The organism is Streptosporangium sp. G12, assembly GCF_052983175.1.
This window is the reverse complement of sequence record NZ_JBRIQO010000009.1, coordinates 55,078-68,442: the sequence shown is the minus strand read 5'-3', so window position 1 is coordinate 68,442 and position 13,365 is coordinate 55,078. Positions and strand designations below refer to the sequence as shown.

Annotated in this window: 10 protein-coding genes; 3 read left to right on the top strand and 7 right to left on the bottom strand. The window is 73.0% G+C overall.

The window, feature by feature from the left end; translation table 11 throughout:
- Nucleotides 1-5: 5 nt before the first annotated feature.
- The 3 genes from ACVCAG_RS15485 to ACVCAG_RS15475 all read right to left on the bottom strand — a co-directional run bounded on the left by ACVCAG_RS15485 (nucleotide 6) and on the right by ACVCAG_RS15475 (nucleotide 3,309).
- Nucleotides 6-1,556 carry a DUF6297 family protein gene (locus ACVCAG_RS15485; RefSeq protein ID WP_440084042.1) on the bottom strand — a complete coding sequence of 517 codons (1,551 nt, stop codon included), beginning with the start codon at nucleotides 1,554-1,556 and terminating at the stop codon, nucleotides 6-8.
- 85 nt (nucleotides 1,557-1,641) lie between these two features.
- On the bottom strand, nucleotides 1,642-2,283 hold the full coding sequence (locus ACVCAG_RS15480; protein ID WP_440084041.1) for an ATP-binding cassette domain-containing protein: 642 nt from the start codon (nucleotides 2,281-2,283) through the stop codon (nucleotides 1,642-1,644).
- A gap of 105 nt (nucleotides 2,284-2,388) precedes the next feature.
- The gene (locus ACVCAG_RS15475) at nucleotides 2,389-3,309 is read right to left on the bottom strand and encodes a LysR substrate-binding domain-containing protein (RefSeq protein WP_440084040.1); all 921 of its coding nucleotides are present in this window, start codon (nucleotides 3,307-3,309) and stop codon (nucleotides 2,389-2,391) included.
- Nucleotides 3,310-3,384: 75 nt separating this feature from the next.
- On the opposite strand from ACVCAG_RS15475, the gene ACVCAG_RS15470 reads away from it, so the two are divergent.
- Nucleotides 3,385-3,909: a cysteine dioxygenase gene (locus ACVCAG_RS15470; protein ID WP_440084039.1), complete on the top strand. Its 525-nt coding sequence runs from the start codon at nucleotides 3,385-3,387 to the stop codon at nucleotides 3,907-3,909.
- 143 nt (nucleotides 3,910-4,052) lie between these two features.
- Here the strand turns inward: ACVCAG_RS15470 and ACVCAG_RS15465 are convergent, their stop codons facing one another.
- Together ACVCAG_RS15465 and ACVCAG_RS15460 are read right to left on the bottom strand one after the other, a co-directional pair.
- Nucleotides 4,053-5,873, bottom strand: coding sequence for a substrate-binding and VWA domain-containing protein (locus tag ACVCAG_RS15465; protein ID WP_447189964.1), 1,821 nt, complete (start codon nucleotides 5,871-5,873; stop codon nucleotides 4,053-4,055).
- Between the two features lie 198 nt (nucleotides 5,874-6,071).
- Nucleotides 6,072-7,418, bottom strand: a complete 1,347-nt coding sequence (locus tag ACVCAG_RS15460; protein ID WP_440084037.1) for a M20/M25/M40 family metallo-hydrolase — start codon at nucleotides 7,416-7,418, stop codon at nucleotides 6,072-6,074.
- A gap of 281 nt (nucleotides 7,419-7,699) precedes the next feature.
- Between ACVCAG_RS15460 and ACVCAG_RS15455 the strand changes: the two genes are divergently transcribed.
- A complete protein-coding gene (locus ACVCAG_RS15455) occupies nucleotides 7,700-9,094 on the top strand; it encodes an aspartate aminotransferase family protein (RefSeq protein ID WP_440084036.1) in 1,395 nt (464 codons plus the stop codon).
- Nucleotides 9,095-9,302: 208 nt separating this feature from the next.
- The gene (ald, locus tag ACVCAG_RS15450) at nucleotides 9,303-10,418 is read left to right on the top strand and encodes an alanine dehydrogenase (RefSeq protein WP_440067317.1); all 1,116 of its coding nucleotides are present in this window, start codon (nucleotides 9,303-9,305) and stop codon (nucleotides 10,416-10,418) included.
- A 136-nt stretch (nucleotides 10,419-10,554) separates the two neighbouring features.
- Here ald and ACVCAG_RS15445 read toward each other — a convergent pair whose 3' ends face one another.
- Complete coding sequence (locus ACVCAG_RS15445; RefSeq protein ID WP_440084035.1) at nucleotides 10,555-11,967, bottom strand: SEL1-like repeat protein; 1,413 nt, start codon at nucleotides 11,965-11,967, stop codon at nucleotides 10,555-10,557.
- Nucleotides 11,968-12,120: 153 nt separating this feature from the next.
- Complete coding sequence (locus tag ACVCAG_RS15440; protein ID WP_440084034.1) at nucleotides 12,121-13,233, bottom strand: urease accessory protein UreH domain-containing protein; 1,113 nt, start codon at nucleotides 13,231-13,233, stop codon at nucleotides 12,121-12,123.
- Nucleotides 13,234-13,365: the final 132 nt, after the last annotated feature.

The window sequence follows — 13,365 nt, the reverse complement described above, 5'->3', positions numbered from 1 at the left end:
CATTTTCACCGCCGGACGGACCCCGCCCGGAGCAGGTAGCCCAGCAGGACGGCCGTACCGGCCAGAGCCTGGGCGGCCAGGAAGCCGGTGAGGGAGGACGGCTGGAGGCCCAGGGCGAGCGCCAGCGGGAGGCATCCGAGCACCGCGAGATCCACGCCGGTCAAGCCCCAGATGAGCGGGCCCGTCGGTATCGACCCTCCCATCGCCTCGATGATCGGCATGGAGTGGTCGATCGGGTTCCGGCGGGCCATCCGCAACCCTCCGGCGGCCAGCGCGGGGGCGGCGAGTGGTCCGAACAGCCACCACGGGCCCGTGCCGAGCACGCCCGTCAGGGACACGCAGGCCAGGGCGACGGTCAGCCAGGCACCGCCCAGCAGCGCCGGCAGCAGCGATCTGGCGGCCAGGGCCTCGCGGGCGCCGACCCCGAGGAGCCGGGCCAGAGCCGGGTTGTCGCCGTCGCGGCGCGCGCCCGAGACGCCCGCCACCGCGGCGGCCAGCGCCCCGGCGAACACGACTCCCGTCACGACCGCGCCTGCCTTGCCGGCCGTGAGCGCCACCGGCGCGGGCAGCGCCGCGCCCCCGAGCAGGGCGGCCAGCCGGCCCGGGCGCCGTCCCAGGCGGCGCCAGTCCTGCCAGGCCAGGGCGAGCGGTGCGGGCAGCGACGGCCAGGGGCGCGAGCGCAGGGTGCGCCGCCGCCAGTGGTTGTCCTCGGCGATCCAGGTCAGGGCCGCCGGGTCCATGCCGACGGCGGCGGTGGTCACGTGACCCGCCCGGGTGGAGGCGGAGAGCACGGCCCGCGCCGGAATCCCGGCCAGGGCCGACCACGCCCTCCACACGAGCAGGGCGGCCGCCGCAGCGGAGAGGGCGGCCACCGGAACGCCCTGTGACGCGGGCGCGTTCGCGACCTCGGCCACGAGGCGCCGCGCCGGGCCGCCCGCCGCCGCCAGCGCCGACAGCGCCGCCAGGAGGGCGGTCACGACGACGGCCGCGTTCAGCCACGGCTGCCAGCTCTGCGACGACTGGGAGAGCACGGTCAGCGCCATGCCGCCGGCACTCGCCGAGACCCCCAGGATCACGGCGGTGACCAGCCGCAGCGCCAGCCGGTCCGGCGCGCCCAGGACGGCGAGCGCGCCCACCCCGAGCGCGATCCCGGCCAGGACGGACACCGCCAGGAGGATCGTCGCCGTCCGGCCCAGCACGCCTCGGCGGTGCAGCGGGGACAGCAGCAGCCAGGCGGCATCGGCGGCAGGCAGCGCGACGGGACCGAGCGCGCGGGCGGCGAGGAGAAGACCGGCGTAGGCGAGCATGACCAGGGCGAGGCCGGCTCCCATCCGCGACGGGTCCACCCGCCGGGAGAGCGAGGCGAGCTCGGCGGAGACCGGCTGGACCAGCACCGCGAGCAGCATCGCCAGCCCGAACAACCTCGTGTAGCGGTCCAGCCAGCTCACGGGGGCGCCGCCGCGCACCCTGACGAAGGCGCGGACGCTCCGGACCGTGGCCACACCCTGCTCCGCGTTCACGCTCGGCGTCGCGTTCGTACCCTGCTCCGTGTTCATGTCCGCTCCGGGTCCGCATCCGGCGTCGCGTTCACACCCTGCTCCGCGTTCGCATCCGGCGTCGCGTTCATTCCGTGCTCCGCGTTCATGGTCGGGCCGTCACCTGCCCGGCGGCCAGCACGACCTGGCGGGCCCGGGTGTTCTCGGCGAGCCGGTGGTCGTGGGTCGCCATGACCACCGTGCCGCCGGCGCCCGCGTAGTCCGTGAGGAGCGTGGCCAGGCGCCCGCGGAACACCTCGTCGAGCCCGCGCTCCGGCTCGTCCAGGAGCAGCAGCCTGCTCGGCCTGAGCAGGGCGGCCGCCAGCGAGAGCCGCTGCCGCTGGCCGGTGGAGAGGGTCGGCGGTGACGCGTCGGCGCGCTCCAGGAGATCGAACGACTCCAGCGCCGCCTCGACCTCCAGCCGGGCCGGAGCGTGGACGGCGTGCATCAGCTCCAGGTGCTCGCGTGCCGTCAGACCTGGGTACCAGGCCGGTTCGTCCTCGACCAGGGCGACGTCACGCCAGAAGCCGGCGTCGTCCCTCGGAGGGCCGCCCAGGACCCGCAGGGTGCCGGAGGGTGTGGGGTGCAGCCCCGCCAGGCAGCGCAGCAGCGTCGACTTTCCCGCGCCGTTCGCGCCGATCACGGCGACGACCTCGCCGGGGGCCGCCGTCAGGGCGACGTCGCGGAGCACGGGGTTGCCGCCGAGCTCCACGCTGAGACCGCTGACCGTGATGATCGCTGTGGACACCGTTCGAGACTAGCCACCGCCGGCCCCGCGCGGGCCACGACGATCGCCCGGGTTCGGCCGGTGACGGCCTGCCCGCGCGTGCGACGGGCACCGGTCACGGGCGTTCTACGGGGACATCACCGGAGTCATCGCGGTCACCGAGGTCACCGGAGGCGCCGGGGGTACGGAGGTCACCGAGGTCAGGGCGGTCAGCAGGGCGGTGGTGGCCGGGGGGTCGGGGGGCTCGCCGTAGGTGGCGGCGTAGACGTGGCGGGTCGAGCCGGGAAGCTCGATCATGTTGATCTTCGGATGCCGGTGGGCGTGCAGGGCGAGCCCCGGCAGGGCGCTCACCCCGATCCCGGCGGCGACCAGGGCCTGGACGGCGACGACGTCGTCGGTGGTGAAGGCGATCTCCGGCTCGAAGCCGGCCCTGGCGCACAGCTCCAGCAGGTGGGTGCGGCACCGGTCGCAGCCGCCGATCCACCGGGAGTCGCGGTAGGAGGTCAGCTCGCCGGCCGGGCCGGCGGTGACCAGGTAGCTGGGGTCGTCCAGCAGGTGGAGCAGCCGGATCCCGTCGGCCTCGGGGGCGGTGTCGTCGTAGCGGAAGATGACCGCCACGTCCACGTAGCCGGCCTTGAGCATCCGCAGCGCGTCGGGCGGCTCCGTCTCGGTCAGCCGCAGCTCCAGGCCGGGGTGCCCCCCGGCGAGGACGGCGGCGGCCTCCGGCACGAACGTCCCCAGGGCGGAGGGGAAGGCGGCCAGCCTGACCCGCCCGGCACGCAGGCCCACGTGCGCCGACAGTTCCGCGGACGCGGAGTCGAGGCGGCCGATGATCTCGACGGCCCGCTCGGCGAGCAGCCGGCCGGCCTCGGTCAGCCGGATGCCCCGGCCGACCCGCTGGATCAGCTTGGCCCCGGTCTCGGCCTCGAGCTTCGCGAGGTGGTGGCTCACCGAGGGCTGGGAGTAGTGCAGCTCCCTCGCCGCCGCGGTCACCGAGCCGTGCCGGGACACCGAGGCGAGGACGCGAAGTCGCACGATATCGAGCATGTATTAACTTTATCTATGGATGAGCGGGAAGATGGGCATTGGACGCTATGTATCTCCTCGCCGCATCCTTGAGGCATGACAACCTTGACGCTCACCCGCCCGGGCCTGGCCGAACTGGTCGCGGGGGTCCGAGACCTCGTGGACCCGTCCGCCGACGCTCGGACCACGGCCTTCACCGTGGCCGGGCTGCTGCGTGAGAGGCTGCCGTCCCCCGGGATCCTCACCGAGGAGGAGCGCCTCGGCGACCCCGACCGCTATGTCGGCCACACCCTCCACGCCGAGGAGAACTTCTCGATCGTGGCCGTGGTCTGGCGGCCCGGACAGAAGACCGCGATCCACGACCACATCGCGTGGTGCGTGTTCGGCGTGCTGCAGGGCGTGGAGTACGAGACCCTCTACCGCGACCACGGCGACCACCTGACCGAGATCGGCAGGGCCGCCAACCAGACCGGTGAGGTGAGCGGTTTCGCCCCGCCCGGTGACATCCACCGCGTCCACAACACGGGTGACGAGACGGCCATCTCGCTCCACATCTACGGGGCCGACCTCAGCGCCGCCCCCACCAGCGTCCGCCGCGTCTACGAGCTGCCCGTTCGCTGAACGGGTCGTTCCGCGCCCCGCCCGTCCGGTGAGGCGGGGATCACGGGCCCGGCTTCCCCATCGAGATCGAGCCGGGCCCACCCCCGGCCACCCGCCGCGGCGTGGCCGTCGAGCCGTCCCGAGTCCGCCGGCGAGGCGTGCCATCAGAAGTTGGACACCACCGCGGTGAACACCTGGTCGATGCTTCCGGATTCGCGGGAGTCGTACGCGGCGGCGGCGGTCGCCTCGGAGATCTGCCTCAGCACGCCGAGGTCGGCGTCCTGGCCGTAGGCGATCGTGAACATCCGCACCGTCTCCTGACCCGGTTCGGTACGCAGGCCGGGCAGCAGGTTCTCCAGGGAGAGGCTGTCGGGGTCCTCGTTCTTACCGTCGGTCAGGAAGACCACCGCCTTGATCGCGTCACCGTTCCGCAGCTCGCGCACCTGCTCGTGGGCCGCGAACGCGGTGTCGTACAGGCCGGTGCCGCCGTCGGGGGTGAGGCCGTCGAGCCTGGCGCGCAGCCTCCCGCGGTGGGCGGCGTCGACGGCGGCCAGCGGGGCCAGCTCCAGGTGGTCCTTTGCGCCGTCGCGCTCGGTAGAGAACATCCACAGCCCGACCCTGTCGTGCGGGCCGAACCGGGACAGCGCGTTGATCGCGGCCTGCCTGGCCAGGTCGAGCTTGCTCTTGCCGGTGCCGGGCACGGGGGCGCCCATCGAGCCGGAGACGTCGAGGACCAGGAGGACGTTCGCGGGTTTGCGCAGGTCGGCCCAGCCGGTGAGCATCTTGTCGAGCACGTTCGGGGCGGGCGGGCTCAGCGTCGTCTTCGGCTCGGCGGGCAGCAGCCCGTTCGCCTGGGTGATCAGCTTGCCCGCCTTGCCGTCGTGCGAGCGGAAGGCGAACTCGGCGAAGCGGGCCTGCTGCTCGGGAGCCCGCAGGTGCGCGAGGAAGTCGGCCGCCACCGCCCGCTTGGCGTCGTCGACCCACGGGGCGGTCAGCACCGCGTACGGGTTGTCGGACATGAGCGTGCCCTCCTTGGGATAGATCGCCGCCAGCGGCACCCTGGGCTTGGCGTGCCTGCCCAGCGTCGCGGGGTCACCGGTCGGGTTGCCCTGGTTGTAGTCCCAGACCGACTTCTCCTCCACGGCCACCGCGGAGATGTAGCTCAGGCCCGCGCCCGCGTCGTCGGCCCGCTGGAGGTTCGACAGGAACGTCAGCGTCGTGTCGCCGTAGTGCACGATCGAACGTTCCACATCCCGCACGAAGTCCCTGACCTTCGCGTCGGCCACGTTCTTCTCCGTCAGGTCGCCGGACAGGCCGGTCGCCGCGAAGTAGGCGCCGACGGTGGCGTTCAGGCCGCTGGTGGAGAAGTTGGGGTTGGTCTTGCCGAGTTTGAACCGTCCCCATTCGGGGTGGCCGTACTTCGCCCACGACCCGGCGGACACGGCGAGCAGATCGGACCAGCCGAGCTTCCTGGCCGGCCAGCCCAGCGCCTCGGCCATCGGCAGGGGCATCGCGACGACCAGCGGCGTCGTGGCGATCGACGGGTTGTCGGCGACGAGGGAGGCGGAGTCGTTCGCCGAGGCGCGCTGCTGGAGCAGGGTGATCCAGCCGCTGCCGGCGGGCGACCACACGTCGGGGCGGGGGCCGTCCCGGCGCTCGTCCCAGCCCCTGGCCAGCGCCTGCATGGCGTCGCCGCTCGCCTTGGTCTCGACGACGACGTCTGCGCACCGCCCGCCCACTCGCCTGCCGTTGTAGCCGGAGGCGATCGTCCGCAGCAGTTCGGCCTTCTCCGACGAGGCGGCGACGGTCAGGGTGACGCCCCCCTCGCAGGCCTTGGGCTGTTCGGTGGCCCCGCGTGCCGTTCCGGCTCCGGGCGCGTTCGCGTCGACGAGGATCCGCAGGGCGACGGTCAGGGCTCCGGCGAGAATGATCGCGACGATGAACGGGGCGAAGTTCCTCCGCCGTCGCTGCGGTTGCTGGTACAACCCTGCCTCCCGGGGAGATGTCTGTACCTGTCCGACGAACGACTCGCCCCGAGAGTTCTCCGCGACCGGAGTTCGTCGCGGATGCCGGAACCGGCGTGCTCCGAGGCGCTCCCGCGGTCGGGTGAGCGTCTCGGGTGACCGCACGCCAAGGGCCCTCCCGGCGATCGCCGGGAGGGCCCGATCGTCGGACCTCGGGCGTCAGACCGCCGTGGAGCCGTACTCCTGCAGGAAGAGCGCCTCGGCGGTGGCGGTGCGGCGGAGCTCCTCGATGTTCACGCGCTCGTTGGGGGCGTGGATCGCCGCGTCGTCGTCCTCGGCGCCGAAGAGCAGGATCGTGGCGGCGGGGAACTGCCTGACGAAGGTGGAGACGAGCGGGATCGAGCCACCGGCGCCGACGTCGCGCGGGGGACGGCCGAAGGCCCGTTCCATCGCCCGGTTCAGCGCGGAGCGGGCCGCGCCGCCGGTGTCGGCCAGGTAGCCGGAGCCCATGGTGTAGTCGCCGACGTCCACCTGGACGCCCCAGGGGGCGACCTGCCGCAGGAAGTCGACGACGGCCTCGACGGTGGTCTTCGGGTCGCCGGCCGGGGGCACCCGCACGGTCACCCGGGCCCTGGCGACGGCCTGGACGGCGTTGATCGCGCCGGAGACCGTCGGCACGTCCAGGCCGGTGACCGTGATCGCGTACGAGGCCCACAGGCGGTCGGCCAGCGAGCCGGAGCCGACCGTGGAGACGCCGTCGAGCACGCCCGCGGTGGCACGGAAGTCCTCCTCCGACGGGCCGGAGCCGAGGAAGCTGCCGCGCGGCAGGCCGGGGACGCGGATGTCGCCGTGGTCGTCGTGCAGGGCGGCCAGCATCCGGATCAGCGCCGCGAGGGCGTCGGGGGCGGCGCCGCCGAACGAGCCGCTGTGCAGCGACTCCTTGAGGGTGCGCACCTCGATGGTGAAGCCGCCCACGCCGCGCAGCGAGGTCGTCACCGCGGGGTCGCCCACCCGGGGGTTGCCGGTGTCGGCGACCACGATCGCGTCGGCGCGGAACAGCTCGGGGTTGCGCTCGACGAAGGATTCCAGGCGCTCGCCCGCGTACTCCTCCTGGCCCTCGACGATGACCTTGACGCCGACCGGGAAACGCCCCTGGAAGGCGCGGAGCGCCGCGACGTGGGAGATGACGCCCGACTTGTCGTCGGCCGCGCCGCGGCCGTGGATCGCTCCATCGATCTCGGTCGGCTCGAAGGGCGGGGTGCGCCAGAGCGCGAGGTCTCCGGTGGGCTGCACGTCGTAGTGCGCGTACAGCAGCACGGTCGGCGCGCCGGGCGGGGCGGGGGCCTCCGCGTAGACGGCGGGAAAACTGCCCTCGACGGGGATCTGCTGGACACGCGGCAGGCCGGTGCTCCGCAGCAGTTCCTCGGTCACCGCGGCGGCCGCGTGCACGGGCTCCTCGGGATGGCCGGGGAAGGCCACCGAGGGGATGGCGACGAGCCTTCTGAGGTCCGCTATCGCCTGGGGCATGCCGGCGGTGACGGCGTTCTCGATCTCGTCAGGAGTCACGACTTTCCCCCGCATCTCAATATCTGGTGCGTCCTATTGGATCACAGCCGCAGGTACGGCCGCTCTCGTGCACGATTCCAGCACACCAGGGTTCCGCCAAGTGGAACCGGGGTTTGGGCAATGGTCGGGCACTCTTCTCACCTGATCGCGGATTTCGTCGTTGTTACATGGACGTTTTGCGGATTCCGAGGTTCTCGCACTTTAATGCCACGTTTTCACTTGGCAAGAGCTGTTCTGGCAGGCAGACTGTTGGAAGCTCAGCTCAACGAGGGAAGATCGTGATGACGCACCCTGAAAACACCGACGTGACCTCGCTCATGAAGGCCGCGCAGGACAACCTGTGGATGCACTTCACCCGGCACAGCTCGTACGAGGGCGCCGAGGTGCCGATGATCGTGCGCGGTGAGGGCTCCTACATCTACGACGTGCACGGCAAGCGCTACCTCGACGGCCTCGCCGGCCTCTTCGTGGTCCAGGCGGGTCACGGCCGCAGCGAGCTGGCCGAGGCCGCCGCCAAGCAGGCCCAGGAGCTGGCGTTCTTCCCGCTCTGGTCGTACGCGCACCCCAAGGCCGTCGAGCTGGCCCAGCGTCTCGCCGCCGAGACCCCCGGCGACCTCAACCGTGTCTTCTTCACCACCGGCGGCGGCGAGGCCGTCGAGAGCGCGTGGAAGCTCGCCAAGCAGTACTTCAAGATCACCGGCAGGCCGCTCAAGCACAAGGTCATCAGCCGCCAGATCGCCTACCACGGCACCCCTCAGGGCGCCCTGTCGATCACCGGCATCCCGGCCTTCAAGCAGATGTTCGAGCCGCTCGTCCCGGGTTCCGTCAGGGTGCCCAACACCAACCACTACCGCGCCGACGAGATCACCGGCGTGCCGGGCATGACGCCCGAGCAGTACGGCTACTGGGCCGCCGAGCGCGTCGCCCGCGCCATCGAGATGGAGGGGCCCGACACCGTGGCCGCCGTCTTCGTCGAGCCGGTGCAGAACGCGGGCGGCTGCTTCCCGCCGCCCCCCGGATACTTCAAGCGCCTGCGCGAGATCTGCGACGAGTACGACGTCCTGCTCGTCTCGGACGAGGTCATCTGCGCCTTCGGCCGCCTCGGCACCATGTTCGGCGGGCAGAAGTTCGACTACGTCCCCGACATCATCACCTGCGCCAAGGGCATGACCAGCGGCTACTCGCCGATCGGCGCCATGATCGCCTCCGAGCGCCTCTTCGAGCCGTTCAAGAACGGCACCGAGATGTTCGCCCACGGCTACACCTTCGGCGGCCACCCGGTCTCCTCGGCCGTCGCGCTGGCCAACCTCGACCTGTTCGAGCGGGAGGACCTGCTCGGCCACGTCACCCGCAACGAGCCGGTCTTCCGCTCCACCCTGGAGCGGCTCCGCGACCTGCCGATCGTCGGCGACGTGCGCGGCTCCGGCTACTTCTGGGGCATCGAGCTCGTCAAGGACAAGGTCACCAAGGAGACCTTCGACACCGAGGAGTCCGAGCGCCTCATCAGGGGCTTCCTCACCCCCGCCCTCTACGAGGCGGGCCTGTACTGCCGCGCCGACGACCGGGGCGACCCGGTCATCCAGCTCGCCCCGCCGCTCATCTGCGGCCCCAAGGAGTTCGACGAGATCGAGTCCATCCTCCGATCGGTGCTGACGGAGGCATGGAGCCGCCTCTGAGCGCGCACGGCCGCGCCCCCTCCGGACCGCCACGCGCGGCCCGGAGAGACGCGCCGCACCCGCCGGGGGTCGCGCCGTCCGGGCCTCCCCGGCCCGCCGCGCCCTCGCCGGCGCTCGCCGTCCGGCGCCATGTCCGCCGGAGTGAGACCGCACCGCACCCGCGGAAGCCTCGCTGTGCCACTCCGTCGAAACAACGAAAGGAAATCCCATGAAGATCGGCGTGCCTGCCGAGGTCAAGAACCACGAGTACCGCGTCGCCGCGACCCCGGCGGGCGTGCACGAGCTCGTCCGTCACGGCCACGACGTCTACATCCAGCGCGGTGCGGGCCTCGGCTCGCACCTCACCGACGAGGAGTACCTCTTCGCCGGGGCCAAGATCCTCGACAGCGCCGACGAGGTGTGGGACCAGGCCGAGATGATCCTCAAGGTGAAGGAGCCCATCGCGGAGGAGTACCACCGCATGCGCCCCGGCCAGGTGCTCTTCACCTACCTGCACCTCGCGGCCGGCCGCGAGTGCACCGACGCCCTCCTCGACCGCCAGGTCACCGGCATCGCGTACGAGACCGTCCAGGTCGGCAACACCCTGCCGCTGCTCGCCCCGATGTCCGAGGTCGCGGGCCGGCTGGCCCCGCAGGTCGGCGCCTACAACCTGATGCGCTTCAACGGCGGGCGCGGCGTACTGCCCGGCGGCGTGCCCGGCGTGGCCCCCGCCAAGGTCGTCGTCATCGGCGCGGGCGTCTCCGGGCTCAACGCCGCGCAGATCGCGGTCGGCATGGGCGCGGACGTCACCGTCCTCGACCTCAACATCGACCGCCTGCGCTTCGTCGACGCCATCTACCAGGGCCGTCTCAAGACCCTCGTCTCGACCTCGTACGCGATCGAGAAGGAGGTCCTGGAGGCCGACCTGGTCATCGGCGCCGTGCTGATCCCCGGGGCCAAGGCCCCGACCCTCGTCTCCAACGAGCTGGTCTCCCGCATGAAGCCGGGCTCCGTGCTCGTCGACATCGCCATCGACCAGGGCGGCTGCTTCGAGGACTCCCGCCCGACCACGCACGCCGAGCCGACCTACCAGGTCCACAACTCGATCTTCTACTGCGTGGCCAACATGCCGGGGTCCGTCGCCAACACCTCCACCTACGCGCTGACCAACGCCACGCTGCCCTACGCGGTCAAGCTGGCCGGTCTCGGCTGGAAGACCGCGCTCCAGCGGGACGCCTCCCTCGCGCTGGGCCTCAACACCCACGCGGGACGGCTCACCAACGAGCAGGTCGCCATCGCCCTCGGCCTGCCGCACGTGCCGGTCTCCGAGGTCATCGCCGCCTGAGACCGGGGTCCGTACGTCCCGCGCCGGCCGGGCGCGGGACGCGTGACCCCGCCGGGCCGCGGGGGCCGGTTCGCGAGGGGAACGGCGCCGGTCACGGTCTCGCCCCCTCCCTGCCCACGCCTCGTTCACGCCTCGTTCACGGAGACCAGCCGGAACGCAGGGCGCGTGCGGTGACCAGGACGTGCTCGATCTCCACCGGGGTCGGCCAGGGGGCGCCGCCGGGGCGCAACAGCGTGGCCCGTACGGACGCCAGGTGCTCGATCGCGCCCGACGGCAGCCCGCTCCGCTCGGTCAGCCACGCCGTGACGTCGGTGTGGTCGCGCAGCGGCCGGGTGACGAACTCCCAGGTGCCGAGGATCTCGGTCAGGTCGGCGACCCTCAGGGGGGCGCCGCCCCGCCGGGCGACGGCGGCCGCGGCCAGCTCGGCGCGGGCGACGAGCTCGGGCTCGGTGGTCCGGCTCCACGGGGGAGAGGGCGGATCGGACAGCCACCGCTCCGCCTCGCGGGAGAAGCCCGCGGCCGACAGCAGCGCGGCCAGCTCGACCGCGGCCCGGTGGTGTCCCGCCTGTGCCGCCTGGCGGAACCAGTGCTGCCCGCCCTGCAGGTCGCTGTGCTCGGCGATGAGCAGCAGGCCGAAATTGAAGGCCGCCTCCGGGTCGCCTCCCGCCGCGGCCCGGCTGAACCAGTGGCCGGCCCCCCGCGCGTCGCTCATCTCCACGCACACGAACCCGGCCGTCCGCTGGTCGTCGATCCTGCCGGTGCAGGCCGCCCGCTCGAACCAGGCGCGCGCGGTGCGCAGGTCACCGAGGGACAGCGCGATCCCGCCGAGCTGGGACGCGGCGCCGGGGTGCTCGTTCCTGGCGGCCAGCCGGAAGAACGCCTCCGCCCCCTCGGGGTCGCGGTTGGCCTGCAGGAACAGCCCGAGGTGGTAGGCCGCGTCGGCATGGCCGCTCCGGGCGGCCAGCTCCCACCAGCGCAGCGTCTCGTCCTCCTCGCCGGAGGCGTAGGCGAGGAATCCGAGGTCGTGGGCCGAGGCCAGGTCGCCGTCCGTCGCGGCCCTGCGGTGCCACTCCCCGGCCGCCTTCACCTCGCCGCCGTCCTCGCAGAGCAGCGCGAGCCGCCGGGCCGCCGCGCGGGAGCCCGCCCTGGCCGCCGTCTCGAACCACCGCCGGGCGGCGGGGACGTCGCCGTGCTGCTCCAGCAGGAGGGTCGCCAGGTTCACCGCGGCCTCGACGTCTCCGGCGTTCGCCGCCAGTTCGTACCATCGCGCGGCCTCCGCGGGAGTGCCGTGCTTCTCGTGCCAGATCCCCAGGTTGTAGGCGCTGTCGAGGTTTCCCGCGGCCGCCGCGCGCTCCCACCAGTGCCGTGCCGCCGAGCGGTCGCCCCGCTGCGCGAAGTGGCGGCCCAGCTGGTGGGCGGCCTGCACGTCACCGCCGTGCGCGGCGAGCAACAGCGCCGTCTCGCCGTCCGTGTCGTTCTCGTGCTCGGTGCTCCGGGGGGTGGGTACCAGCCCCGCGGTCGCCTCCGGGTCGTCAGGCCACCACCCCATGTCACCCTCCTCGCCGACGTCGCGCAGCCGACAGGTCACAGGGTGACACGTAACCGATCGGTGGCGGAGGGTAATCGTGACTTCCGTCCACCGGCCCGCCGTCGATCCGATCGTCGCGCCCGGCCCGGTGAACCGGTGCCCGGATCCCGATGCTCAGACGAAGCGCACGAACCCCACGTACATGCCCATCGAGCAGACGTAGCGCAGGGAACCCGCCTCTCGCGCGCCCAGCCGTACCGTGGCGGGCAGTGCCACGTCGCGGCCGTCGATCGTGAGCGTCCGGGTGCAGCCGGGGACGCCCTCGAGACGGAAGACGAGGTCGGTGGGAACTCCCGCACGGACGGTCACCACGCCCGGCCGGTAGCCGTGGCCGGTGGCCCGGACCTCGACCCGCTGGACGCCGCCGGCGCGGACGGCCGCGGTATCGCCTCCCTGGTTGTCCGCCGCCCTCCCCGTCCTTCCCGCCGGGGCGCCCATCGGCCATGCCTGGCCGTCCGCCGCCATCGCCGGGCCGCCGGACCCGGGGAGCCACCCCCCGAGACTCAGTCCCGAGGAGATCGTCCACAGGCCCGCCGCCAGTGCGACGACCCCCGCCAGCGCCGCCAGCCTGGTCGTCGCGGCCCGCCGCAGGACCAGCCCGAGCAGGGCGAACGCGGGAGCCGTCCCCGTCACGAAGCCCGCCATCACCGCGGCCCCGCCCAGCGCCGACCCGCTGGAGACCGCCACCATCTCGGTGCTGAGCGTCACCCCGCACGGCAGCAGGATCGTCGCGGCACCGAGCGCCAGCGCCCTGGGCGCGGGGGCGGCGATCCCGGACACGCCGCCGCGCCGGGACGTACGCCCGCCCTGTGAGGTGTCCGGGCGGCATCCGTCCTGCGGTTCGCGGCCGAACATGCGGATTCCGAAGAACACGACCGCGATCCCGGCCGCGACGAGCAGCGCGGCCCTGGCCTGAGGACCCAGCCGCACCGCGGACCCGGCGAGGCCGAGCAGGGCTCCGGCCGCCGTGTGGGAGCCGAGGCGCCCGGCGAGGAACAGCGCGACGACCGTGGGACCCGAAGGACCCGTGGGATCCGCCCCGGCCCCGCCGCGCCCGCCGGAGCCGGCCGGGCGGCGGGAGGTGAGCCCGGTGAGCAGGCCGCCCTGCACGGCCGCGCACGAGGCCGTACCCGCGACCAGTCCCGCGGCGAGCCCCCCGGCGAACAGCGCGGCCGGTCCCGCGCTCAGCGGACATCCCCGGTGACCATCCAGATCCCCACGGACCAAACGTAATCTCCCCGGAGGGCGACCGACGGTGACATTTCCTTACCGAGCGCGCACGCTGTCCTTACCGGGCGTCCAGGTTTCCGGCCTTCTCATCGGAGGTCCGGTTCCCGGGCTCCTCACCGGGCATCCGGC

Bases quoted from the DNA above. Each gene is read 5' to 3' on its own strand.
- ACVCAG_RS15485 (WP_440084042.1), bottom strand. From the start codon at position 1,556: ATGAACACGGAGCAGGGTACGAACGCGACGCCGAGCGTGAACGCGGAG.
- ACVCAG_RS15475 (WP_440084040.1), bottom strand. From the start codon at position 3,309: ATGCTCGATATCGTGCGACTTCGCGTCCTCGCCTCGGTGTCCCGGCAC.
- ACVCAG_RS15470 (WP_440084039.1), top strand. From the start codon at position 3,385: ATGACAACCTTGACGCTCACCCGCCCGGGCCTGGCCGAACTGGTCGCG.
- ACVCAG_RS15455 (WP_440084036.1), top strand. From the start codon at position 7,700: ATGACGCACCCTGAAAACACCGACGTGACCTCGCTCATGAAGGCCGCG.
- ald (WP_440067317.1), top strand. From the start codon at position 9,303: ATGAAGATCGGCGTGCCTGCCGAGGTCAAGAACCACGAGTACCGCGTC.
- ACVCAG_RS15445 (WP_440084035.1), bottom strand. From the start codon at position 11,967: ATGGGGTGGTGGCCTGACGACCCGGAGGCGACCGCGGGGCTGGTACCC.